This is a genomic window from Bradyrhizobium sp. 2S1, assembly GCF_011516625.5.
Taxonomy (GTDB): domain Bacteria; phylum Pseudomonadota; class Alphaproteobacteria; order Rhizobiales; family Xanthobacteraceae; genus Bradyrhizobium; species Bradyrhizobium septentrionale.
This window is the reverse complement of the sequence record NZ_CP147717.1, coordinates 1,778,158-1,800,152: the sequence shown is the minus strand read 5'-3', so window position 1 is coordinate 1,800,152 and position 21,995 is coordinate 1,778,158. Positions and strand designations below refer to the sequence as shown.

Genomic DNA, 21,995 nt, shown 5'->3' with positions numbered 1-21,995 from the left:
ATCAGGCAAATCTGGACGTATCCGGCACGAAAAACGCGAGCGCATCAGGCGTGGCCGATCATGCCATGCATCTCAGCTATCACTTCCCCGGCATCGAGTGGCTTGGCGAAGGACCTGCTGCAGGCGGGAAGATGAAGGCTCGGCAGGTTCGATTGCCCCGATACCACGATGATCTTGATCGACGGCCAACGCCCGTGCACGGCATGTGCAAGTTCAAGGCCGTCCATGCTGCCGGGCATCTGGATGTCGGTGCATACCAGCGCGATATCGGACCTGGATTCCAGGATGGCGACAGCCTCATCGGCATCCATGGCCTCAAGTGGCGTATAACCGGCGTCTTCCACCATTTCTACCGCGCGCATGCGAAGCAGCATCTCGTCCTCGACAATGAGCACAACAGCTGGAATGCCTGAATGATCGAGTACCATTAGAACGCCTGAAACGCCGCTCGCAGCGATTTGAGAGATCGAAACTGCCCTGAACTGGACGAGGCAGTCGACCTGGGACAAGCATCTCGGTGCCTATATGATCCTCGGCCAGCTGATAAATGATGCAATAATCTCGCCGCGAATGGACTTCGCCATCTCGGGCCGGCGGCAAACGGCGCACCTGCTCCTGCGGGCCACTAGCGTGTTGGTGCTCAGTCGGGGGCGAGCACACCGCAACACGCCGCCTCAATCGGCCGGTGCGCCGCGATGCCGCAGAGAAGCTCCTGCATCGGCGCTTCGCTCGCCTCGTCCAGGGCGACCACCGCTCGGATCATCGAGATCGTGAGCCAGCGTTTGATTCGGTTTGTTTCATCGGAGGCGATCCGGCCTGCGGCGAAAGCGCGCGGCATTGGGTCACCATTGAATGGCGACCGCGGCGGCGATCAGCAGCACAAAGAAGATCGGCAACAGCACCGGTGGTACGAGCAACCCGCGAAGATCGAATTTGGAGATATCTGACATGTGACCGCCTGTTTTGGTCAAGGCGGGAGCGCAACACTCTCAGTCACCGGTAACAGCCCGGGGCGCGCGGTGATACCAAAGACGTAGTGATCCTTCCGCCCGACAACAAGGCGAATCGCGATCTATTTGTGGCGGCCTGGTGCGAATGGGCTTGTCATTCGTTAGCGGAGTAGCCACCTGAGTAGTAGCGCAACTGTATTGTTACAGCATCCCCTTTGCGGAAGCGCGAAGCCTTAGCCGCCAAATCTTGTCCCCGGTCTCGACGGACGTCACTTCAATGTGCGCGTCACGGGTCACGACACGCTATGGCAACAACCCGATAGGCCTCATCCATGATTGAGTTTCCAAATCATAGTCGTTCATACGACCAGACGCGGCGCGCCGTGCGGTTTTGGGGATATGACAGTGCTATTGAGGCATCGTTCTTCGTCACCGAAGGCGCCTTGAAGCGCATTCAATCGGATGCCTACCTCGACGAGCCAGGCCTTCTGAACGCGTTCGATGCCAACCGCGATCTGATATGTGCCGCCGCTGCCAGGGTCTATGTTCGCGGAAGCAGGGGCTCTTACGATCTGGTCGCTGCGAACTTCTGAAATCGGCGCCGTCGATCCGATCACGCGAGACAATCTGGCAGATTGAGCGCGTTGGTCGAGCTTGCAAGCGATCAACTGGAGGATGTCATGGATACGAGTTTCATACAGACTTTCCTGGCGTGCGGAGGAATCTTCGTTCTCTCGTTCGTTGCGATCGGGGCTTTCTGGCTCCTGGAGCGCATGCGAGGCGCCAGTGCCCCTCACATGTGAAGGCGGGGGCAGTTGGCCGGCAGACCAGGTCCTCGCCGTTTGCAACGCCGCCAAAAGGAAAAGCCGCGGATTTCTCCGCGGCCCTTCTGACGCTTTCGGTTTTCCTCAGTAGCGGTCGGTCCCGATTCCGACGCTCACGCCCGGCGCGCGGAACCCGATGCCACCACGCTCTTCATAGTCATGGCGCTCGATGTAGCGCTCGCGAGGCGCATATCCGTATGAATCACCGCGCTCACGGATGATGACGCGGCGTTCGCCACGTTCACGCCAGCAGCGGCCGTCCTCATTGCAAACCATGCGAACGTTTTGGATATTGCTCTCCGGCGCGACGGACGCACCGGGTGAAAGCGGTCCGGCGTAAGCCGTGGTAGTGGCGGTCATCACAAGGGCACTTGCGCCGGCCGCCAAATAAATCGCGAGATTCTTCATATTAATCCTCCAAAAGTGCTTGTGTCAGGAAGCCAATAGTCTCGCGAGGCATTGGTTCCTGGCGCCGACCGGTCGATTCCATTGATCGCGTGGCGGCCGTGCCGCCCCAATGCGCAATTTCACATTGAATGATGGCGAGTTGACTGGCCGTCGAGCAAATCAGAAAATTCGGAGCTATTTCGATTATTCAGAAATAGAGTGCCTCGCATTCACGGGCACGGCGCCTGCCAAAGTGTCGCGCACATTGACGCGACTGCCGTCTGGCTTGCTGACATAAAGATGGTTTTCCAGTACGAACTGCATGTTCTCAAACATCGCATAGAGATCGTCGCAATAGACCGAAGGATTATCGTAGCCGTTCGCCTTGGAGAAACGGTGCGGAAGATAGCCTCCCCCGCAGGCGTTCATGAACTTGCATTGCCGACACTTCGCGCAAAGATTGAAGCATCGCGCGCGGCTTTCCAGCGAGGCTCGTTCCTGACCGCGTCGATCGCATGATCGAAGATGTTGAAGCTGGTGTTCGTGAAGCCGTCGCCCGCAATCCGCAGCACATCGTGCGCCTCCACGGTGCCATCGGTCATGATGGTGCAAAGCTCGACGGGTTTGTGGCCGACGCCCTCGGTCGGTGAATTGTTGTCGAGCAGGGCGGTGATCATGTCGGAAATGATGCGGATACTGGTAGTCGGTGCGGCGCGATTCGCCTCCAGCCACACGTCGAACAAGCCCTTGTAGAACGCGGCAATGGATGGCGGCTGCTCGTCCACCGTCGCGTCGGGGATCATGATGTCGTAGTTGGAGATCCCGCACGCAGCGAAAAAATCGGCATACTGCTGCGGCGCATAAGCGGGATTGCAGACTGCCAGGGCAATCACGCCAATCTCGCGCGACACCAGCATGCGAGCGGCTCGTTCGACGGCGGCGTGGGTGCCCGTACCCTGGAACGTCTTGCGGTGCGTGTCGTGAATGTGCGCCGGGCCATCCAGACTGATCGCGACCGAAATGTTGTGGGCCTCGAAGCAGGCCAGCCAATCGTCATCGATCAACACGCCGTTGGTCGTGACCGCGATGGGTATTTCGCAGCCGGTCCGTGATGAAATATCCTCGCAGGCCTCGGCAAAGCGGTGGAAGTTCTCCACGCCCCACAGCAGCGGCTCACCCCCGTGCAGAATGATGGGAAAATCGACGAGGGCGTATCTGAGAACGTGCTGTTCTATGCGCGGCAGCAATTGCTGCTGCACGTCCGGGCTCATGAGCTTGGGCTTGCTGTAAACGGACGCGTCGCGGAACCAGTAACAATAGGAGCAATCGATGTTACATCTCGTTGCAACCTTGACCAGCAACTGCGTGATCGGCTGATCCTGGAAAGCGGCAAAATCTGCACCGTCCGCTGACATGCCGATACCGAGACTGGTTGAAGGAGCTAGCTAGAGCGTTTTCGAGCGAAGTGGATACCGGTTCGCGTGAAGAAAGCGCGTCAAAACAAAAAGCTGGAGCTTCGGTTCTGATTCAATCAGAACCGAAAATGCTCTAGTACCCTCGAACAAATCCGCCTCGGCGAAACGCGCCTACGCCCGGAGCGTACGCCGCTCTGCGAAACGCGCCTGCGTTCGCCCCCTTGGCAAAACCCCCACGCCTGAAAGCGGCTTGGGTCACCACGGTTTCGTCGGCGACGACTCCTTGCTGCACACCCTGTCCGCGCAGATCGCTCAGCAATGCGTCGATACCCTGATGGTCGCTTTGAATGATTGCGTCCGGCCCATGGAGTTGCATGAGGCTCGCCAAAACCTTCAGCGTCGTAATCGGCATGGTCACGCTCCTGTATTCGCAGCGCGGTGCAGGGATCGACCGAAGCCCGGCGCATTGAACCGCCTGAGCAACAGCAAAATATACCGTTTTTGTCGCAGAGGCAACGTGGTCGGCCCGGGCCAATCCCTTAGGGCGCCAATTTCCGGATACGCTTGCGCACTATGCCACGCGCGCGTTGATGCAAGCAAACCAACGTGTTGGATCGCGCCGCGAGAGTGCGAACCCATGTTTGACCGTCACAGCTTCGTCGCGATTGCTCTCCAGAGTGACGGAGAGCGTGCGGACTGGCTCCCTGAAGTCTTGTGGACGCGCACCCTCGCAGCGACGTTGTCGCCGGGGAGAAGTGTCTCAGTTCAACACCCTTTTCCCGTCCGGGCTCGGGCTGTCCAGCGAGAACGTCGGCACGTCGATGTCGAAGCGCTCGCCGGCTTCGGTGACCATCTGGTAACTGCCGGTCATGAAGCCGGAGGCGGTCGGCAGCGGCACGCCCGAGGTGTATTCGAAGCGCTCGCCGGGCGCGAGCACCGGCTGCTCGCCGACCACACCCTCGCCACGCACCTCCTGGCGGCGGCCGGTGGCGTCGGTGATGATCCAGTGCCGGGTGCGCAGCTGCACCGTTTCCGGCCCCGCATTGACGATCACGATCTTGTACGACCAGAAATACTCGCGCCGGTCGACCGATGAGCGCTCCGGCATGAAGTTCGGCTCGACGGTGACTTCGATCTGGCGGGTAACGGCGCGGTACATACGGCTCAATCCGATGATCTCGGCGCAAAATCCGCTTTCGACCGGATCATGCAGCAAACAGGCGCCTATCATAGCCAATTGGTCAGCCGGAACCAATCGCCGGGCAGGCCGTGAAAAGCCGGTCCCGGGGCCGGCCGTTCATCCCGGTTTCAACATAGTTCCGCTCTAAAGCGCGGCGGCATGCCGCCGCACTCTGTGCTTTGTCGGCAAGGCTTTCTCCGGAAGTCGTGGACCGGTATTATCTTTTCAGCACGGCCTGCGGGGCGTCCGCAGCCGATACGGTGTTTGATGAGCTCGATTGCCGATCCCATAGCCGGTTCGCCGGTGGCTGAGACCAAGGCCGAGGCAAAAGCCGATGCCGAGGTGAAGGCGAAGGCCGCGGCGCCTGCGATCACGCTGCCGGTGACCGGCGAGCGCGAGCTCAGGCTCGACCTGTTCCGCGGGCTCGCGCTGTGGCTGATCTTCATCGATCATCTGCCGACCAATCTCCTGACCTGGCTGACGATCCGCAATTACGGCTTCTCCGACGCCACCGAGATCTTCATCTTCATCTCCGGCTACACCGCGGCCTTCGTCTATGGCCGCGCCATGCTGGAGGGCGGCTTCGTGATCGCGACCGCGCGCATCCTGCGCCGGGTCTGGCAGATCTATGTCGCGCATGTCTTCCTGTTCACGATCTTCCTCGCCGAGATCTCCTATGTGGCGACCTCGTTCGAGAACCCGCTCTACACCGAAGAGATGGGGATCATGGACTTCCTCAAGCAGCCCGACGTCACCATCGTGCAGGCGCTGCTGCTGCGCTTCCGTCCGGTCAACATGGACGTGCTGCCGCTCTATATCGTCTTGATGCTGTTCCTGCCGCTGATCCTGTGGCTGATGAAGTGGAAGCCCGACGTCACGCTCGGCCTGTCGGTCGTGCTCTACGCGGTGACCTGGCAGTTCGACCTCTATTTGTCGGCCTATCCGAACGGCTTCTGGGCGTTCAATCCGTTCGCCTGGCAATTGCTGTTCGTGTTCGGCGCCTGGTGTGCGCTCGGCGGCGCGCGGCGGATGTCGCGCATCCTGTCGTCGAACATCACGATGTGGATCTGCATCGTCTATCTGGTCGCCGCGTTCTTCGTGACGCTGACCTGGTACGTGCCGCAGCTCGGCCACATCATGCCGAAGGTGATCGAGCAATGGATGTATCCGATCAACAAGACCGACCTGGACGTGTTGCGGTTCGCGCATTTCCTGGCGCTCGCAGCCCTCACCGTGCGCTTCCTGCCCCGGGATTGGCCGGGGTTGAAATCGCCCTGGCTGCGACCTTTGATCCTGTGTGGCCAGCATTCGCTTGAGATATTCTGTCTCGGGGTCTTCCTCGCCTTTGCCGGTCACTTCGTGCTTGCCGAAGTATCTGGCGGTGCCGCACTGCACGCCTTGATCAGCGTCAGCGGCATCCTCATCATGTGCGGCATGGCGTGGATTATTTCGTGGTACAAACACTCCGCCGACAAAGGCGCCTCGAAAAAAGGCGCCGGCGGCAACGCCGATATGGCGGGAGGGGGAGCATGATGTCCGCGCGGACGCTGCTGGGCCTGACGCTATTGGCCGCCTGCTTGGCGGCGGCGCCCGCACGCGCAGGCGACACCGCCGAGCCGCCGGCACCGCCCTGCGACGTGCCCGTCTATCTGCTTTCGACCGAGAGCTCGCTGCCGAAGGTCATGGATGCCGTGAAGGCCAACCAGCCGCTCAACGTGCTCGTGGTGGGCAGCCGTTCCTCGACCATTCCCGGCAATGAGGCGAGCGCCTATCCGGCCACGCTGCAGGCGGCGCTCAAGGAGGCATTGCCGTCGTCTGTGATCGATCTATCCGTAGAATTACAGGGAAAGAGCACCGCCGAGGAGACCGCGGGAACCCTTGTTAAGCTTGTTGAAGCAAAAAAGCCTACTTTGGTTATCTGGCAGACCGGCACGGTCGATGCTATGCGAGCAGTCGATCCCGACGATTTCCGTACCGCCATCAACGACGGCGTTGTTGCGTTGCGGGGCGCCGGGACTGACGTGGTGCTGGTCAATCTGCAATACAGCCCGCGTACGGAGACGATGATCTCTGCACCGCCATATCTCGACAATATGAAGGTGGTGGCGCAGCAGCACGACGTTCCGCTGTTCGACCGGTTCGCGATCATGAAGCAATGGAGCGACGCCGGATATTTTGACCTGTTCAGCACCTCGCATGGCGTCGACCTGGCCAAGAAGGTTCATGCCTGTCTCGGCCGCGCACTGGCGAAATTCGTGATCGATGCGGCCCATCTGGGTCCGGTGCAGCAGAATTAGAGGAAGCAGAGTTGATGCGTTTTGCCTTCCCTTTTCGCTCTACCGCAGGGTGCGCCGTTGCGGTGCTGGCGCTGCTCGTGCCGGTCACGCCATCGCGCGCGCAGACCGGCCAGGCCGACCAGCATGCCGCGCTCTCGCCGGGTGCCAAGTCTGAGGCCGCACGGCCTGATGCGGACAAGGCCGCCGCCATCGAAGCCGATGCGGCCAATCAGCAGCCTGGCGTCGCCGCGCGTTCCGTGCCAGCAGCCCAAGGACGTGCCGAATTCGACCGGCTCGCTGCCGCATGTCGCGGCCAAGCTCGCCGCCGGCAAGCCGGTCGTCATCATCGCGTTCGGCTCGTCCTCGACGGAAGGTTATGGTTCGTCGTCGCCCCAATTCACCTATCCGAACCGGCTCGCCGGGCAGCTGCGCCGGCAATATCCCGCCGCCGACATCACCGTGCTCAACCGCGGCAAGGGCGGCGAGGACGCGCCCGAGATGATGGCGCGGCTGCAGACCGAAGTGATCGACGTGCATCCCGACATGGTGATCTGGCAGGTCGGCACCAACGCGGTGCTGCGCAACCTCGATCCCTCCGAGACCGCAAGACAGGTCGAGGACGGCGTCGCGCGGCTGCAGGCCTCCGGCGCCGACGTCGTGCTGGTCGATCCGCAATATTCGCCGCGCGTCACCGAGCGTCCCGAAAGCGCGCGCGGCATGGTGAAGCTGCTCGGCCGCATCGCCGCGCTACGCCATGTCGGCATCTTCCCGCGCTTCGAGGTGATGCGCGACTGGCACGAGCGGCAGGCGATCCCGATCAACGATTTCGTCACCGCCGACGGCCTGCACATGAACGACTGGGGCTACGCCTGCTTCGCCCAGCTGCTCGGCGACGACATCATCCGCTCGGTCGGCGCGATCAAGATCGGCGTCAACGTCCCCGGCGACGTGCGGACCTACCGCCCGATGTGATCGGGCGTAGTGTTCTTCTTCCGGCGCCCGCTCTATCACCGTCACCCTGAGGTGGCCGCTTCTTCAGCGGCCCTCGAAGGGTCGACGGCCCCCGCTGGTGGCCGTGCATCCTTCGAGGCTCGCTCCGCTCGCACCTCAGGATGACGGGTCTAACACCAAACTCGCCCTCAATCTTGACCTCGCCGCGGTAATCCGCTCCCTTGGCGCCTGAACCAATCTCCTTCGGGAAGACGCCTCAAAGGAAACGCTCATGTCCTTCGTGCTGGCCATCGATCAGGGCACCACTTCGTCGCGCGCCATGGTGTTTCGCGGCGACATCTCCATCGCCGCGGTGGCGCAGCAGGAATTTCCGCAGCATTTCCCGGCCTCCGGCTGGGTCGAGCACGAGCCGGAGGACATCTGGACCTCGACCGTGATGGTGTGCAGCGAGGCGCTGGAGCAGGCCGGCCTCAAGGCCAGGGACATCGCCGCGATCGGCATCACCAACCAGCGCGAGACCACCGTGGTGTGGGACCGCGCCACCGGACAGGCGGTGCACCGCGCCATCGTCTGGCAGGACCGCCGCACCGCCGACATCTGCGCCAAATTGAAGGCCGAGGGCCATGAGCCGGCGATCTCGGCCAAGACCGGGTTGATCATCGACCCTTATTTCTCCGGGACGAAAGTCGCCTGGATCCTCGATCACGTGCCGGGCGCGCGCGAACGCGCCGAGCGCGGCGAGCTGTTGTTCGGCACCGTCGACTGCTATCTCTTGTGGCGGCTCACCGGCGGCCGGGTGCACGCCACCGACGCCACCAACGCCTCGCGCACGCTGCTGTTCAACATCCACACCGGCGCCTGGGACGACGACCTGATCAAGCTGCTGCGCGTGCCGCGCTCGATGCTTCCCGAGGTCAAGGATTCCTCCGCCCGCTTCGGCGAGAGCACGGCTGATCTGTTTGGCGGCCCGATCGCGATTTCCGGCATCGCCGGCGACCAGCAGGCCGCGATCATCGGCCAGGCCTGCTTCGAGCCCGGCATGATGAAGTCGACCTACGGTACCGGCTGCTTCGCGCTGCTCAACACCGGCACCACGCCGGTGGCTTCGAAGCACAAGCTGCTCACCACGATCGCCTATCAGCTCAACGGCCAGCGCACCTACGCGCTCGAAGGTTCGATCTTCGTCGCCGGCAGCGCGGTGCAATGGCTGCGCGACGGGCTCGGCATCATCAAGCACGCCGCCGAGACCGGGCCGCTTGCCGACAAATCCGACTCGATGCAGAGCGTCTATCTGGTGCCGGCTTTCGTCGGCATGGGCGCGCCGTATTGGAATCCGCGCGTGCGCGGCGCGCTGTTCGGCTTGACCCGCAACACCGGCCCGGCCGAGCTCGCGCACGCGACCCTGGAAAGCGTCTGCTACCAGACCTTCGATCTGTGGGCTGCGATGCGCACCGACTGGCCGGAGGCCAACGCCGCCAACACCGTGCTGCGCGTCGACGGCGGCATGACCGCGTCGGACTGGACCATGCAGCGGCTCGCCGACCTGCTCAATGCCCCGGTCGACCGCCCGATGATCCAGGAGACCACGGCGCTCGGTGCGGCCTATCTCGCCGGGCTCGAGGCCGGCGTCTATCCGGAGCCCGCAAAGTTCGCCGACAATTGGCGGCTCGAGCATCGCTTCAGGCCGGCGATGAGCGAGACGACCCGCGACCGCAAGCTCGCCGGCTGGGCGCGCGCGGTGAAGGGCGTGCTGGCGAGCGACGAGGGGGAATAGGGCGGGTGAGGTTTGCTCGCTCGTGCGGCAGGCTCGCTGCACCTCTCCCGCTTGCGGGGGAGGTCGGATTGCATCGCAGATGCAATCCGGGTGGGGGCTCTCTCCGCATAATGACTGGTCCCATCGCGGCGACACCCCCACCCCAGCCCTCCCCCGCAAGCGGGAGAGGGGACGCACTTTCTTCGCGGTGATGGTCTCACACGTCGGCAACGCGTCAACCAATAACAACCATCGGAGAGTACAACATGAACGCGGATCTCAACCGGGTCACCAGACTGCTCAGCACCGCGCTCTGTGCCGCGATGCTGGCCGCGCCTGCCGCGGCGCGCGAGAAGGCGAGCCCGCTGGTGGCGGCGCGCGAGGTCAAGACCGACGTTGCCGGGCTGACGGCGCCGGGCCAGATCCTGGTCGACGTCTGGGGCATTCCGCACATCTATGCCGGCAACGAGCACGACCTGTTCTTCCTGCAGGGCTTCAACGCCGCGCGTGACCGGCTCTGGCAGATCGATCTCTGGCGCAAGCGCGGGCTCGGCCTCCTGGCGAAGGATTTCGGCCCCGCCTATGCCGAGCAGGACAAGGCGCTGCGCCTGTTCCTCTATCGCGGCGACATGAATGCGGAATGGGCCGCCTATGGTCCGAAGGCGAAATCCTATGCCGAGGCCTTCGTCGCCGGCGTCAACGCCTATGTCGCCGACGTCAAGGCGGGCAAGCGGCCGCTGCCGATCGAGTTCAGGATCGCAGGCACGATGCCGGACCTGTGGTCGGCGGAGGATGTCGTGCGCGTCCGCAGTCACGGCCTGACCCGCAACGTCGCGTCCGAGGTGAAGCGCGCGCAGGTCGCATGTGCCGCTGGCCTCGATGCCGATCGCTTCCGCGTCAAGCTGGAGCCGGCATGGACCACGAAAATCCCGGACGGGCTCGATCCCTGCAGCGTGCCGAAAGGCGTGCTCGCGGCCTATGACCTCGCCACGCGCCCGGTCGCTTTCGCCGCGCCGAAGGACCAGAAGGCGGCGCTGGCGCATGATCCCGACACGTTCCTCGCCGCGGCCGACCAGCAGCGCGACACCATCGGCTCCAACAACTGGGTGATCGCGGCCTCACGCACCGCGACGGGACGTCCGATCCTTGCCAACGATCCGCATCGCGAGCATTCGGTGCCGTCGCTGCGCTACATCGTCGCCCTCAACGCGCCCGGCATCTCCGTGATCGGCGCCGGCGAGCCGGCGCTGCCGGGCATCTCGATCGGCCACAACGACACCATCGCGTTCGGCCTGACCATCTTCAACGTCGACCAGGAAGACCTCTACGTCTACGCGCTCAATCCCGACAATCCGAACCAGTACCGCTATGGCACGGGCTGGGAGGACATGCGCATCGTGCACGAGAAGGAAGCGGTGAAGGGTGAGGCCGACCGCGACCTCGAGCTGAAGTTCACCCGCCACGGCCCGGTGATCTTCGTCGACGATGCGAAGAAGCGCGCCTTCGCGGTGCGCTCGATCTGGTTCGAGCCGGGCACCTCGGCCTATTTCGGCTCCTCCGACTACATGACCGCGAAGAATTGGACAGGCTTCCTCGGCGCGATGCGGCGCTGGGGCGCGCCGTCGGAGAACCAGGTTTATGCCGACACCAGCGGCAATATCGGCTGGGTCGCCGCCGGCAAGACGCCGCGCCGCACGAGCTTCGATGGATTGATGCCGGTGCCCGGCGACGGCCGCTACGAGTGGCAGGGCTTCCTGTCGCTCGACGAACTGCCGAAACTGTATCAGCCGAAGCAGGGCTTTATCGCCACCGCCAACCAGATGAACCTGCCGGCGGATTATCCGGTCAACGAACGCCGGGTCGGCTTCGAATGGTCCGACAGCGCGCGCTGGCAGCGCATCACCGAGGTGCTGCAAGCCAACAGCAAAGTGACGTTGGCGGACGCGATGGCGCTGCAGAACGACGACACCGGCATGCTCGCGCGGCGCCTCGTCGCGCTGTTGAAGCCGCTCACATCAGATGATGCGAACGTGAAGAAGGGCCTCGACCTGTTGCAGGCATGGGACGCGCGCGACGCGGCGGACAGCGCCGCCGCTGCGGTCTACGAGGTCTGGATCGCCAACCATCTCGGCCCCGTCCTGCTCAAGACCACGGCGCCGAAAGTGGCCGAGCTGATCGCGCCGGAGGCGTCCAGCATTTCCGCGATCGTCGGCTATCTCGAAAAACCCGACGCCGCGCTCGGCAGCGATCCCGCCGCCGAACGCGACCGCGTGCTGCGCGACAGCCTCGGCGCGGCCGTCGCCGACGTCACCGCAAAGCTGGGGGGCGATGCGTCGACCTGGCGCTGGGGCCGGCTGCATGTCGCAAAATTCGATCACGCGCTGATGCCGCTCGCCGACAAGGCCACCGCGGCGCAGATGTCGGTCGGTCCGCTCGCCTATGGCGGCGCTGCCAACGTGCCGCGCGCCGCCACCTATCGCCGCTCCGACTATCACCTCACCGCGGGCGCCTCGTTCCGCATGGTGCTCGATGTCGGCAACTGGGATGCGAGCCGCACCATCAACACCCCCGGCCAATCCGGCGATCCCTTCAGCGCCCACTACCGCGACCTCGCGCCGCTGTGGGCCACGGGCCAATATGTGCCGCTGCTCTACAGCCGCGGCGCAGTGGAGGCCGCAACGGCGGAGGCTATCACGCTGACGCCAAGGTGAAGATGCGCGCCCCAAACTCCCCCCTGTCGTCCCGGCGAAAGCCGGGAGGTGGATTCACACTCGAAGTGCAACACTTGGGAGAAGGCCTCGGCGGGAGTTTGGAAGTCAAGAGATTTGCGCGGGGTGTTGTTGTAGGCGTTGAAGGACTGATGGAAGCGGCGGGTCGGGAGGGTTGCGAGGTCGGTTTTGCGCGGGATGAAGCGCCGCATTCGACCGATCGCATTCTCGATGCCGCCCTTCTGCCAGGGCGCGTGCGGATCGCAGAAGAAGGTCTCGATCGCGAGGCGGTGCAGCGCCGTGTGGCAGGCGAACTCGGTGCCATTGTCGAAGGTGACGGTCTGGCACAGGTCCTGTGGCAGGGATGCGAACAAGCGAACGAGATGACGGGCGACCCCGCGCGCAACCTTGCTGGCGAGGCGGATGCCGAGCAGCAGGCGCGAGGTGCGCTCATGCACAGTCAGGACGGCCTGACCGTATTTGGAGAACATCATCAGGTCGGCTTCCCAATGACCGGGAGTGCTGCGATCGGCGGCCTCGATAGGCCGTTGATCCAAGGAAACACGGCCTTCGATGAAGCTTGCGGGGCTGCCGCCCTTCTTGCCGCGGTAACCGCGCTTGCTCTTGCCGCGCGGCAGATAACGCCGCCAGCTGAAGTCCGAGGTGCGTCGGATCTGGGCGTAGATGAAGCGGTAGATGGTCTCGTGGGAGATCACCTTGCGGCCGTGTTCGCGGGCCAGCCGGCCGGCGACCTGCTCGGGCGACCAGCCCCGACCCAGGCGTTCCAACACCGCACGGCGCAGGCCGGGCTCCCGTTCGAGGCGTACGCCCGTCCAGCGCCGTGCTCGCATCTGTTGCTGGGCATAGCTGGGTTTGTAGCCGACCTGGACGCCTCGATTGCGGGTCAGCTCCCGAGAGATCGTTGATGGCGAGCGATCCAGAGCTGCCGCGATTTGCCGGACCGAGCTGCCATTGGCCGAAAGCCGGGCAATCTCGCATCGCTCGTCCAGGGATAGCTGCTCGTAACTCCGCCCCATCGCAACACCTCCTCAAGGAAGTGTTGCACTTCGTTTGTGAACTCAGGGGACCCATAACCACAGGGTTGCGTTGTTGAACGGCGCTGTGGCCCCAGCGCGCAAAGCAATCGGCATCGGTGGTTATGGGTCCCGGCCCCCGTGCGCAATTTCGCACTAGGCCGGGACGACAGTGAATATGTGGCCGATACCGTCGACTACTTCACCTGCCTCTCCTGCAGCTCCAGCATCGCGCGCAGCGTGTCGTCGCTGAGCTTGCCGTTCGGTGACGGCGCGCGCCGCTCGACGGTCTCGACCGGGCGCGCGTGCTGCGGCACAACCTGAGTGCCGCGCACCGGCGCACCATCCTCGACGTCCTCGGCCTCACCCGTCCCATGTGCGTAACCGATGCCACGCCGCCGTCGCGCAGGCTTCGGCTTCGGTGGTGGCGGCGTATAGATGATCGGCGGCAGCGTGTGATGGCGCGACACGATGTCTGCTCCGGTGGCCTCTCCACATCGAGCGCCTGATTCGCCAAAACGCCGACTGACAAATCGGTAACATTGTTACGCAGCGTTGCATTGCATCTGCCGCGAGACACGCGGATATTTCCCGCCGATAATTGGAAACAAAGGTCGCGTGATGCTGCTACCCGACGGGTACTCCGACATCCCCCACGGCAAGATCGCCGCCGTCGTCACACATCTGGAAATGACGGAGCGCCCGCCGCGCCGCGACGATCCGCCCGGCGCATGGCGCCTGCGCAAGGTCGATCCGCCCGCGCTCGACTGGTATCGCGATCTCTACCGCCGCGTCGGTGAGGAGTGGCTGTGGTTCACCCGCACGGGGCTCGATGACGCCGATCTCGGCGCCGTCATCCACGCGCCCGGCATCGAGCTCTACGGGCTGGTCGTTGAGGGCCATGATGAAGGCCTGCTCGAACTCGATTTCAGCGAGCCCGGCCAATGCGAGCTGCTTTATTTCGGCGTCACCGCAAAATTCATCGGCACCGGCGCCGCGCGCTTCCTGATGAACCGCGCCCTCGAGATCGCCTGGTCGCGCGACGTCGGCCGCGTCTGGGTGCACACCTGCACCTTCGACCATCCCGCGGCCGTCGCGTTCTACCAGCGCTCCGGCTTCCGTCCGTTCAAGCGGCAGATCGAAGTGGCCGACGATCCCAGGCTCGACGGCACATTGCCGCGCGATGCGGCGAGGCATGTGCCGGTGATGATTAGCCAGACAGATATTCAATTACAGCAGCGGTAGCGACGTTCATGATTCGGCGCGACCGTTTTGGTCCAATGTAGTCGGCCTTCATAAAATCGGTCTCACTCGAAGCTAACGCTTGACCTAAGGTCCTGATGTTGATCGACGCTAAGGCTCCCTTCTGGTAATCGGAGATGTCGAGCACGTCGATTGGTTGGTTGAGCAGTTCTGCGAGTACGGTTGATACATCAGCTTCGATTCTGTCGCCTACTGCCGAAGCAATGTCCGTGAAAGTCTGGAAATTCGCCCCGTACTCAGTGAAGCGCTTGACAGCGAGCTTATTTCGAATGTCGCCGATGAACGAAATAGGATTCGATGTAGGAGAGAGACGGCACGCAGTATTCGTGAACAGAGTAGAGCAAGCATCCAGTGCTGGAATTGCTGTGGATCGCCTGTGTTGATTAGAGAGCTTCGCGAGAACGAGACATAGATCGGTAGGACACGCGAATCTTTGATCTCTCCTAGTTGCTCTTGTTCGCAGACTCTCAGGAGTAGCGACTTGCCTGTGCCGCGGCTACCTTCGATCACGATCGGCGAGGCTGATTTTAGCTTGTCGATAAGTTCTCGATCTCTCTGTATGGGAACAAATAGATCGAGAACGTCTTCGACGCGAACATCTTCTGTTCTGATAATGAAGTCTTGCGGGTTGCTCATTAGGTTGTGGCCGCTATTTTTTCGCGAATGTGGTCGAAGTTGCCAAGTTGGTCCGTGATCGTCGGTGCGATCGTTTGCTTTTCGCTGTTATCAAGAGTCAAATAATACCGTGAGGTCAAAGCAAAGTTGGCAATGTACCTTAACGTCCGCGTACAGCAATCGTGAAGTGTTGAAACAACACTGCGGATCGAGTTGATATTTGTTCCGTTCATGGCTCCCCCAAGCGAAACTGATAGCGAATCTCGCTAGGGTTGCATATAGTTCTTCCGCCTAAGAGGGTTTAGTACTAAGGGGTTTAGCCCGAAGTTCGCTTGGCCTGAGGATAGCCAGTTCGCCTCACCTTTTGCGGCCCCGTGCACCGAGTTGACGGCGAGTACAACACCGTCGGCAAAATCATCGACAGGCCCTGCTTCGCCGGCATGACCCAGCCGGTTGCAACCCCGCGCAGCCCATCTAGCCCGTCCTATTCGTGAGAGTGCTTTTTTTAGTCCGATTGATGTGGCCGCACATCTGCTCTGACGAGGCGCGCGGGATTGCCTTCGGCTTTTCACCGCCTGACCGACCCGTACTTTGCAACGCGCTTGAGGTGTAGGTTGGGCGAACGGGGGGCGGACGCCCCGCCGGTCAAGGACCGAGAGGCAGCAGCGCGCCTGGCAAGCCGCGGATCAGGTCGGCTTCGGGACATGCCGCGGCAAACGCAAGGCGAATGCGGCTCGTGGTCTCGACGACACGGGCAGCGAGTTTCAAGAGACGAAGACGCAGCGTCGCGAACTCGGCTGTGGCCAATTCCCGGGCTTTGGGAATCGCGTCGCGCACGGTCAGCATCAGCCAATAAGCGGCGGTGTGGAGAACGAGGCGGACTTGATTGGCGAGCGCCGAACGGCAGCTGGTGCGATCGGAGGCGAGCTGTGTCTTATGCAGCTTGATCAGATTCTCGGCTTGGCCGCGCGCGCAATACAGGCTGTCGTAGATCCACTCGGCCGAGCCGACATCGAGGCTGGTGACGACGAAACGGATGTCGAGGCCGAGCATCGTCGCCTCAATACGGGCGACGGTACGCCGTTCGCGATCCCAGGACTTGGCCTTGTGGCGCGTCTCGGTATAGCCACGCAGAACCGGCAGGTTCTCGATGGCGCGTCGCGTGCGGATGTCGTCGGCGGCCTCGTCGAGTTTTCTGGCGAGCGGCTTGGTGCCGGACAGACCGAAGATGTAGTCGATGCCGTTGGTCTCGCACCACGCCATTGCCTCCGGCCGGGCATAGTGCCCGTCGCCACGGAACGTAATTCGCGTGTTGTGCCACCGCGTCCGGATATGCCGTATCAGGCGGCGCAGATGGGCACGCACCTCGACGCCGCCCGGCGTCTTGCCGGGCCGCAACACGACCGCCACGGGCCGGCTCTTCTCCGTGTCGTAGACGTGGATCGGCAGGAAGCAGCGTTCGTCATAATGAGCGTTGAACAGCGAGAGCTGCTGATGGCCGTGGACGACATCGCAGGTATCATCGATGTCGAGCGTGACGGATGCCGGCTCGCGCGGGTAGCTATCCATCCATGCGTCGACCAAAGTGTAGGTCAGTCGGATCACGTCGCGCAGGCGCGGAGCATTCTCCAGCCGCGACAGCGTCGGTTGGGAACACAGATCGCGACCCGTGTCCGGCAGCCGTCCGCAGGCCAGCTTGAATGCGGGATCGGACCGCAGATGATCGAGGTCGTCGGCGTCCTCGTAGCCGCAGCAGATCGCGAACATGCGCGCGCGGAACATATCGACAAGGCTGTGCACGACCCGCGTCGGATCGCGCCGATCCGGGAACACCCGGGCCAAATTGTCGGCCAAGCCGAGACGCCGCTCGGCCATCGCCAGAAGCATCACGCCCCCGTTCGAGGTCAGCCGACCGCCATCGAAGGCAGCTGTGACTTTCTTGGCGTGAACGGCTGGAAACGAGAAGGGCAGAATCGTATCATCGGTCATGGCGGGCCTGGCGTTCGCGGTTGAGGTGATGGGGTTGGCTTTGCAACCGAATCCTACGCCGCATCAGCGCTTTACACCACGCTCGCCAGCCTCTCAGGCGCACTCTGACGAATAAGACGGGCTAGGATGGTGCAAAGCGCAACCTCTGACCCCGGCGTGGCCGCACACCTCGAAAGCTCTGCTTTCGAGAGCAGTGGCCTGCCGCGGCACGACCGACGAGATGACAGATGTTTTTGATCGGCCAGTACGACTCGCCCTTTGTCCGCCGCACCGCGATCGCGCTGCGGCTCTATGGGTTGCCCTTTGAGCACAAGCCGTGGTCGACCTTCGGCGATGCGGAGAAGGTTGCGGCCTACAATCCGGTGCGGCGGGTGCCGACGTTGGTGCTTGATGACGGCGAGGCGCTGATCGAGAGCGGTGCGATCCTGGATTATCTCGACGAACTGGTCGGGCCGGAGCAGGCGATGATCGCGCGCTCCGGGCCCGAGCGGCGCAAGCATCTGCGCATCACGGCGCTGGCGACCGGGCTTGCCGACAAGGCGGTCAGCCTTGTCTACGAGCGCGTGCTGCGCAAGGAGCAGCTCAAGCTTTGGGTCGAGCGTTGCGAGGCGCAGATCACCGGCGTGCTCGCGGTGCTGGAGAAGGAGCGCGCGGCGGTGCCGTCGCCGTATTGGCTCGGCGATAGTATCGGCCATGCCGACATCGCGGTCGCCTGCGCGCTGCGCTTCACCGGCGAGGCGCATCCGCATCTGTTCGACGCGCGCTATCCCGCGCTGCAGGCCCACGCCGCGCGCTGCGAGGCGCTGCCGCCGTTCCAGGAGATCGTGCAGCCGCTGGCGCCGCCGAGCGGTTAGGGGATCTTCACCATCGTCAATCCGCAGTTCACGCGTCGCGCGTGAGGAAGGCACCAGCGGAAGGGTTCCCTCCCCCGCAAGAGGGGAGGGAGCCCAGCCGGCGTGCTCACCTCACGTCCCCTGCCACTGAGTTGCCCGACGGCGCAAGCCCCTCACGTAAAAATATTTCGCGTTATCAGAAATGTAACTCAGTGTTATAAATCTGCCGTCTCACCCGATCGAGGGGCGCTTCGCGGTCGTCACGAACGCGGTGTGGGATGCGGTGGACGCCGATTGTGCGACTGACGAGTGCACATGAAGCGGACGGTGAAGTCGTGTGGTCCTGACGCCCTAGCGGCCGGTGTCCCCTCGCAATAGCGCGCAGGCGTTTTTGCGAAGGCGGTGACAAACAAGCCCAGTCTCGCCGGGGAGAGCACGAAGTAAGCCGTAAAACCATCGCGCAGGAAAAGCCGGATTGCTCCGGTTACACCTGTGGTCCTACCCCCGAGCTTTCTACTTTTGCTCGGGGCCCATGGGTGCGATCGGCACCCGGCTTTCCCTGCGCCCTCTGTTCAAGAGAAGGCGGAACGAAGAGCAAAGCTCGGACAATCATGTCGCGAGAATGCGAAGTTGTGTCCCCACCCCACTGTCATCGCCCGGCTCGACCGGGCGATCCAGTACGCCGCGGCCTATCCGCTCAAGCACTGGCGTCTCTGGAATACTGGATCGCCCGGTCAAGCCGGGCGATGACACCGAACGAGCTGTTTGACAGGTTGAATCGAGCACCATTCTCATCGTCGTCCTGGCGAGAGCCAGGACCCATTACCCCAAATCTCAATTTTTGCGCACGCTGGAGCCGCGATCCTCGTTCGCCATCACGTGCTGTGGTTAAGGGTCCCGGCTTTCGCCGGGACGACGGACGGAGAGAGATCCGCGCAATCCATTCCATCACGAGGCAATTCACCACCCCGCGCGACCCCGGGGACGCGCGCTTCGGGCTACCCATTGGGGGCCCGATCTTCTATGGTGACCTCCGGTTCGCATGCGGCGAACTAGATAATTCCATGATATCAAAGGCTTAAGGCTCGGATCGAAGCCTTTGGAGGGCGGTTTGACGCGGTATATTTCGACCAGGGGCGAGGCCCCGGTGCTTGGCTTCTGCGATGTGATGCTGACCGGGCTTGCCCGCGACGGCGGGCTCTACGTGCCCGAGACCTGGCCGCAGCTTTCGCCCGAGACCATCGCCGCCCTGTTCGGCCGTCCCTATTGGGAGGTCGCGGTCGAGATCATCCGTCCGTTTGTCGCCGGCGAGATTTCCGACGCCGAGCTCGGCCGCATGGCCAACGAGGCCTATGCCACGTTCCGCCATCCCGCGGTGGTGCCGCTCGACCAGGTCGGGCCGAACCAGTTCCTGCTCGAGCTGTTCCACGGGCCGACCCTGGCGTTCAAGGACGTTGCGATGCAGCTGATCTCGCGGCTGATGGACCACGTGCTGGCCAAGCGCGCGCAGCGCACCACCATCGTGGTCGCGACCTCGGGCGATACCGGCGGCGCCGCGGTCGAGGCGTTCGCGGGGCTCGACAATGTCGACCTCGTGGTGCTGTTCCCGAACGGACGCATCTCCGAGGTGCAGCGCCGGATGATGACGACGACGGGCGCCGGCAACGTCCATGCGCTGGCGATCGAGGGCACGTTCGACGACTGCCAGGCGCTGGTGAAGGCGATGTTCAACAACCATCGCTTCCGCGACCAGGTGGCGCTGTCGGGCGTCAACTCGATCAACTGGGCGCGCATCGTCGCGCAAGTGGTCTATTACTTCGCCGCGGCGGTGGCGCTCGGCTCGCCGCAGCGCACCGTCGACTTCACGGTGCCGACAGGCAATTTCGGCGACATCTTCGCCGGCTACGTCGCCAAGCGGATGGGACTGCCGATCCGCTGGCTGCGCATCGCTGCCAACGTCAACGACATCCTCGCCCGGACCCTGAAGACCGGCATCTACGAGGTGCGCGAGGTGCACGCCACGACCTCGCCGTCGATGGACATCCAGGTGTCGTCGAATTTCGAGCGGCTGTTGTTCGAGGCCAGCGGCCGCGACGCCGAGCAGGTCCGCCGCCTGATGGGCTCGCTGAAGCAGTCCGGCCGCTTCGTGCTGCCGGATGCGACGCTGGCCGCGGTGCGCCGCGATTTCGACGCCGGCCGCGCCGACGAGACCGAGACGGCGGCGGCGATCCGCGCCGCCTGGCGCGAGGCGGGCGATCTGGTCGATCCCCACACCGCGGTCGCGCTCGCGGTCGCCGACCGCGACACCTCGGACTCAGGGATCCCGAACATCGTGCTGTCGACCGCGCATGCGGCGAAATTCCCCGACGCGGTCGAGGCCGCCTGCGGGGTGCGTCCGCAGCTGCCGGCCTGGCTCGGAGGGTTGATGACCAAGTCCGAACACATGACTGTCATGAAGAATGATTCTGCCGAGGTCGAGCGCTTCGTGCTGTCGGTCAGCCGTGCTGCCAAGCAAGGAGTTGCCTGAATGAGCGTTGAAATCACCAAGCTGCCGAGCGGCCTGACCGTCGTCACCGACAGCATGCCGCATCTGGAGACCTCGGCGCTTGGCGTCTGGGCCGGCGTCGGCGGGCGCGACGAGAAGCCGAACGAGCACGGCATCTCGCATCTGCTCGAGCACATGGCGTTCAAGGGCACCGCGCGGCGTTCCTCGCGCGAGATCGTCGAGGAGATCGAGGCGGTCGGCGGCGACCTCAATGCCGGCACCTCGACCGAGACCACGGCCTATTATGCGCGGGTGATGAAGGCCGACGTGCCGCTGGCGCTCGACGTGCTCTCCGACATCCTCGCCAATCCGTCTTTCGTGCCGGATGAGCTGGAGCGCGAGAAGAGCGTCGTCGTGCAGGAGATCGGCGCGGCGCAGGATACGCCCGACGACGTCGTGTTCGAGCATCTCAACGAGCTCTGCTACCCGGACCAGCCGATGGGCCGCTCGCTGCTTGGCACCGCCAAGACGCTGAAGGCCTTCAACCGCGACATGCTGCGCGACTACCTCTCGACGCATTACCGCGCCCCGGACATGGTGGTCGCCGCCGCCGGCGCCGTCGATCACAAGCGCATCGTCGAGGACGTCGCGCAGAAGTTTGCAAGCTTCGACGCCACGCCGGCGCCGAAGCCGCAAGCCGCGATGTTCGGCAAGGGCGGCTCGCGCGTGGTGCACCGCGATCTCGAGCAGGCGCATCTGACGCTGGCGCTCGAAGGCGTGCCGCAGACCGACCTGTCGCTGTTCTCGCTGCAGGTGTTCACCAACACGCTCGGCGGCGGGATGTCGTCGCGGCTGTTCCAGGAGGTGCGCGAGAAACGCGGGCTGTGCTACTCGATCTACACCTTCCACGCGCCCTACACCGACACCGGCTTCTTCGGTCTCTACACCGGGACCGATCCGGCCGACGCGCCGGAAATGATGGAAGTGATCGTCGACGTCATCAATGACGCGGTGGAAACCCTGACCGAGGCCGAAGTCGCCCGCGCCAAGGCGCAGATGAAGGCCGGGCTGTTGATGGCGCTGGAAAGCTGCTCTTCGCGGGCCGAACAGTTGGCACGCCATGTGCTAGCCTATGGAAGGCCGCAGACGGTGGAAGAACTGGTGGCGCGGATCGATGCTGTCAGCGTCGAATCGAGCCGCAACGCCGCCCGCGCCCTGCTGTCGCGCAGCCGGCCCGCTGTTGTTGCGCTTGGCAGCGGCAGGGGTCTGGACACGGCGGTGTCTTTTGCGGAAGGATTGACGAAGTCGAGGGCAAAGTCGCTGCTGCACTAG

General features: G+C 63.4%; 19 protein-coding genes and 2 pseudogenes. 10 read left to right on the top strand and 11 right to left on the bottom strand.

Features of this window, described 5'->3' with window-relative positions:
- Positions 1-44: 44 nt before the first annotated feature.
- Positions 45-428, bottom strand: coding sequence for a response regulator (locus HAP54_RS08610; RefSeq protein ID WP_166299390.1), 384 nt, complete (start codon positions 426-428; stop codon positions 45-47).
- A gap of 212 nt (positions 429-640) precedes the next feature.
- Positions 641-763, bottom strand: coding sequence for a hypothetical protein (locus HAP54_RS08605; RefSeq protein ID WP_283843071.1), 123 nt, complete (start codon positions 761-763; stop codon positions 641-643).
- 519 nt (positions 764-1,282) lie between these two features.
- Between HAP54_RS08605 and HAP54_RS08600 the strand changes: the two genes are divergently transcribed.
- Complete coding sequence (locus HAP54_RS08600) at positions 1,283-1,543, top strand: DUF1488 domain-containing protein (RefSeq protein WP_084518382.1); 261 nt, start codon at positions 1,283-1,285, stop codon at positions 1,541-1,543.
- 315 nt (positions 1,544-1,858) lie between these two features.
- Here the strand turns inward: HAP54_RS08600 and HAP54_RS08595 are convergent, their stop codons facing one another.
- The 5 genes from HAP54_RS08595 to apaG all read right to left on the bottom strand — a co-directional run bounded on the left by HAP54_RS08595 (position 1,859) and on the right by apaG (position 4,735).
- On the bottom strand, positions 1,859-2,182 hold the full coding sequence (locus tag HAP54_RS08595) for a hypothetical protein (RefSeq protein ID WP_166299388.1): 324 nt from the start codon (positions 2,180-2,182) through the stop codon (positions 1,859-1,861).
- Between the two features lie 183 nt (positions 2,183-2,365).
- A complete protein-coding gene (locus tag HAP54_RS08590; protein ID WP_224741323.1) occupies positions 2,366-2,590 on the bottom strand; it encodes a hypothetical protein in 225 nt (74 codons plus the stop codon).
- Positions 2,587-3,576, bottom strand: coding sequence for a radical SAM protein (locus tag HAP54_RS08585; RefSeq protein WP_224741324.1), 990 nt, complete (start codon positions 3,574-3,576; stop codon positions 2,587-2,589). The genes HAP54_RS08590 and HAP54_RS08585 overlap by 4 nt, the downstream gene beginning before the upstream one ends.
- A gap of 133 nt (positions 3,577-3,709) precedes the next feature.
- Positions 3,710-3,988, bottom strand: a complete 279-nt coding sequence (locus HAP54_RS08580; RefSeq protein WP_166299387.1) for a hypothetical protein — start codon at positions 3,986-3,988, stop codon at positions 3,710-3,712.
- A gap of 348 nt (positions 3,989-4,336) precedes the next feature.
- Entirely contained in the window at positions 4,337-4,735 is a 399-nt protein-coding gene (gene apaG / locus HAP54_RS08575; RefSeq protein WP_029079882.1) for a Co2+/Mg2+ efflux protein ApaG, read from the bottom strand.
- Between the two features lie 288 nt (positions 4,736-5,023).
- Here apaG and HAP54_RS08570 point away from each other — a divergent pair, with 288 nt between their 5' ends.
- The 5 genes and pseudogenes from HAP54_RS08570 (at position 5,024) to HAP54_RS08550 (ending at position 12,447) form a co-directional block, all read left to right on the top strand.
- Positions 5,024-6,289, top strand: coding sequence for an OpgC domain-containing protein (locus tag HAP54_RS08570; RefSeq protein WP_166299386.1), 1,266 nt, complete (start codon positions 5,024-5,026; stop codon positions 6,287-6,289).
- Positions 6,289-7,053 (top strand): SGNH/GDSL hydrolase family protein, encoded by a 765-nt coding sequence (locus HAP54_RS08565; protein ID WP_166307578.1) that lies wholly within the window; start codon positions 6,289-6,291, stop codon positions 7,051-7,053. The genes HAP54_RS08570 and HAP54_RS08565 overlap by 1 nt, the downstream gene beginning before the upstream one ends.
- A 14-nt stretch (positions 7,054-7,067) precedes the next feature.
- Positions 7,068-8,004 (top strand): annotated as a pseudogene (locus HAP54_RS08560) (SGNH/GDSL hydrolase family protein).
- A 250-nt stretch (positions 8,005-8,254) separates the two neighbouring features.
- Positions 8,255-9,757, top strand: a complete 1,503-nt coding sequence (glpK, locus tag HAP54_RS08555) for a glycerol kinase GlpK (RefSeq protein WP_166299385.1) — start codon at positions 8,255-8,257, stop codon at positions 9,755-9,757.
- A 245-nt stretch (positions 9,758-10,002) separates the two neighbouring features.
- Positions 10,003-12,447, top strand: a complete 2,445-nt coding sequence (locus HAP54_RS08550; RefSeq protein ID WP_166299384.1) for a penicillin acylase family protein — start codon at positions 10,003-10,005, stop codon at positions 12,445-12,447.
- Positions 12,448-12,494: 47 nt separating this feature from the next.
- On the opposite strand, the pseudogene HAP54_RS08545 reads toward HAP54_RS08550, so the two are convergent.
- Together HAP54_RS08545 and HAP54_RS08540 are read right to left on the bottom strand one after the other, a co-directional pair.
- Positions 12,495-13,481 (bottom strand): annotated as a pseudogene (locus HAP54_RS08545) (IS30 family transposase); the annotation flags it as partial.
- 194 nt (positions 13,482-13,675) lie between these two features.
- Positions 13,676-13,948, bottom strand: a complete 273-nt coding sequence (locus tag HAP54_RS08540) for a hypothetical protein (protein ID WP_166299383.1) — start codon at positions 13,946-13,948, stop codon at positions 13,676-13,678.
- A gap of 151 nt (positions 13,949-14,099) precedes the next feature.
- On the opposite strand from HAP54_RS08540, the gene HAP54_RS08535 reads away from it, so the two are divergent.
- On the top strand, positions 14,100-14,723 hold the full coding sequence (locus HAP54_RS08535; protein WP_166299382.1) for a GNAT family N-acetyltransferase: 624 nt from the start codon (positions 14,100-14,102) through the stop codon (positions 14,721-14,723).
- 207 nt (positions 14,724-14,930) lie between these two features.
- Here HAP54_RS08535 and HAP54_RS52795 read toward each other — a convergent pair whose 3' ends face one another.
- Positions 14,931-15,377, bottom strand: coding sequence for a hypothetical protein (locus HAP54_RS52795; RefSeq protein WP_422653186.1), 447 nt, complete (start codon positions 15,375-15,377; stop codon positions 14,931-14,933).
- A gap of 624 nt (positions 15,378-16,001) precedes the next feature.
- Positions 16,002-17,345 (bottom strand): IS1380-like element ISBdi2 family transposase, encoded by a 1,344-nt coding sequence (locus HAP54_RS08530; protein ID WP_166204320.1) that lies wholly within the window; start codon positions 17,343-17,345, stop codon positions 16,002-16,004.
- 227 nt (positions 17,346-17,572) lie between these two features.
- Here HAP54_RS08530 and HAP54_RS08525 point away from each other — a divergent pair, with 227 nt between their 5' ends.
- From HAP54_RS08525 to HAP54_RS08515, 3 genes are all read left to right on the top strand, one after another.
- The gene (locus HAP54_RS08525) at positions 17,573-18,199 is read left to right on the top strand and encodes a glutathione S-transferase family protein (protein ID WP_166299381.1); all 627 of its coding nucleotides are present in this window, start codon (positions 17,573-17,575) and stop codon (positions 18,197-18,199) included.
- Between the two features lie 1,090 nt (positions 18,200-19,289).
- The gene (thrC, locus tag HAP54_RS08520; protein WP_166299380.1) at positions 19,290-20,705 is read left to right on the top strand and encodes a threonine synthase; all 1,416 of its coding nucleotides are present in this window, start codon (positions 19,290-19,292) and stop codon (positions 20,703-20,705) included.
- Entirely contained in the window at positions 20,706-21,995 is a 1,290-nt protein-coding gene (locus HAP54_RS08515; protein WP_166299379.1) for a M16 family metallopeptidase, read from the top strand.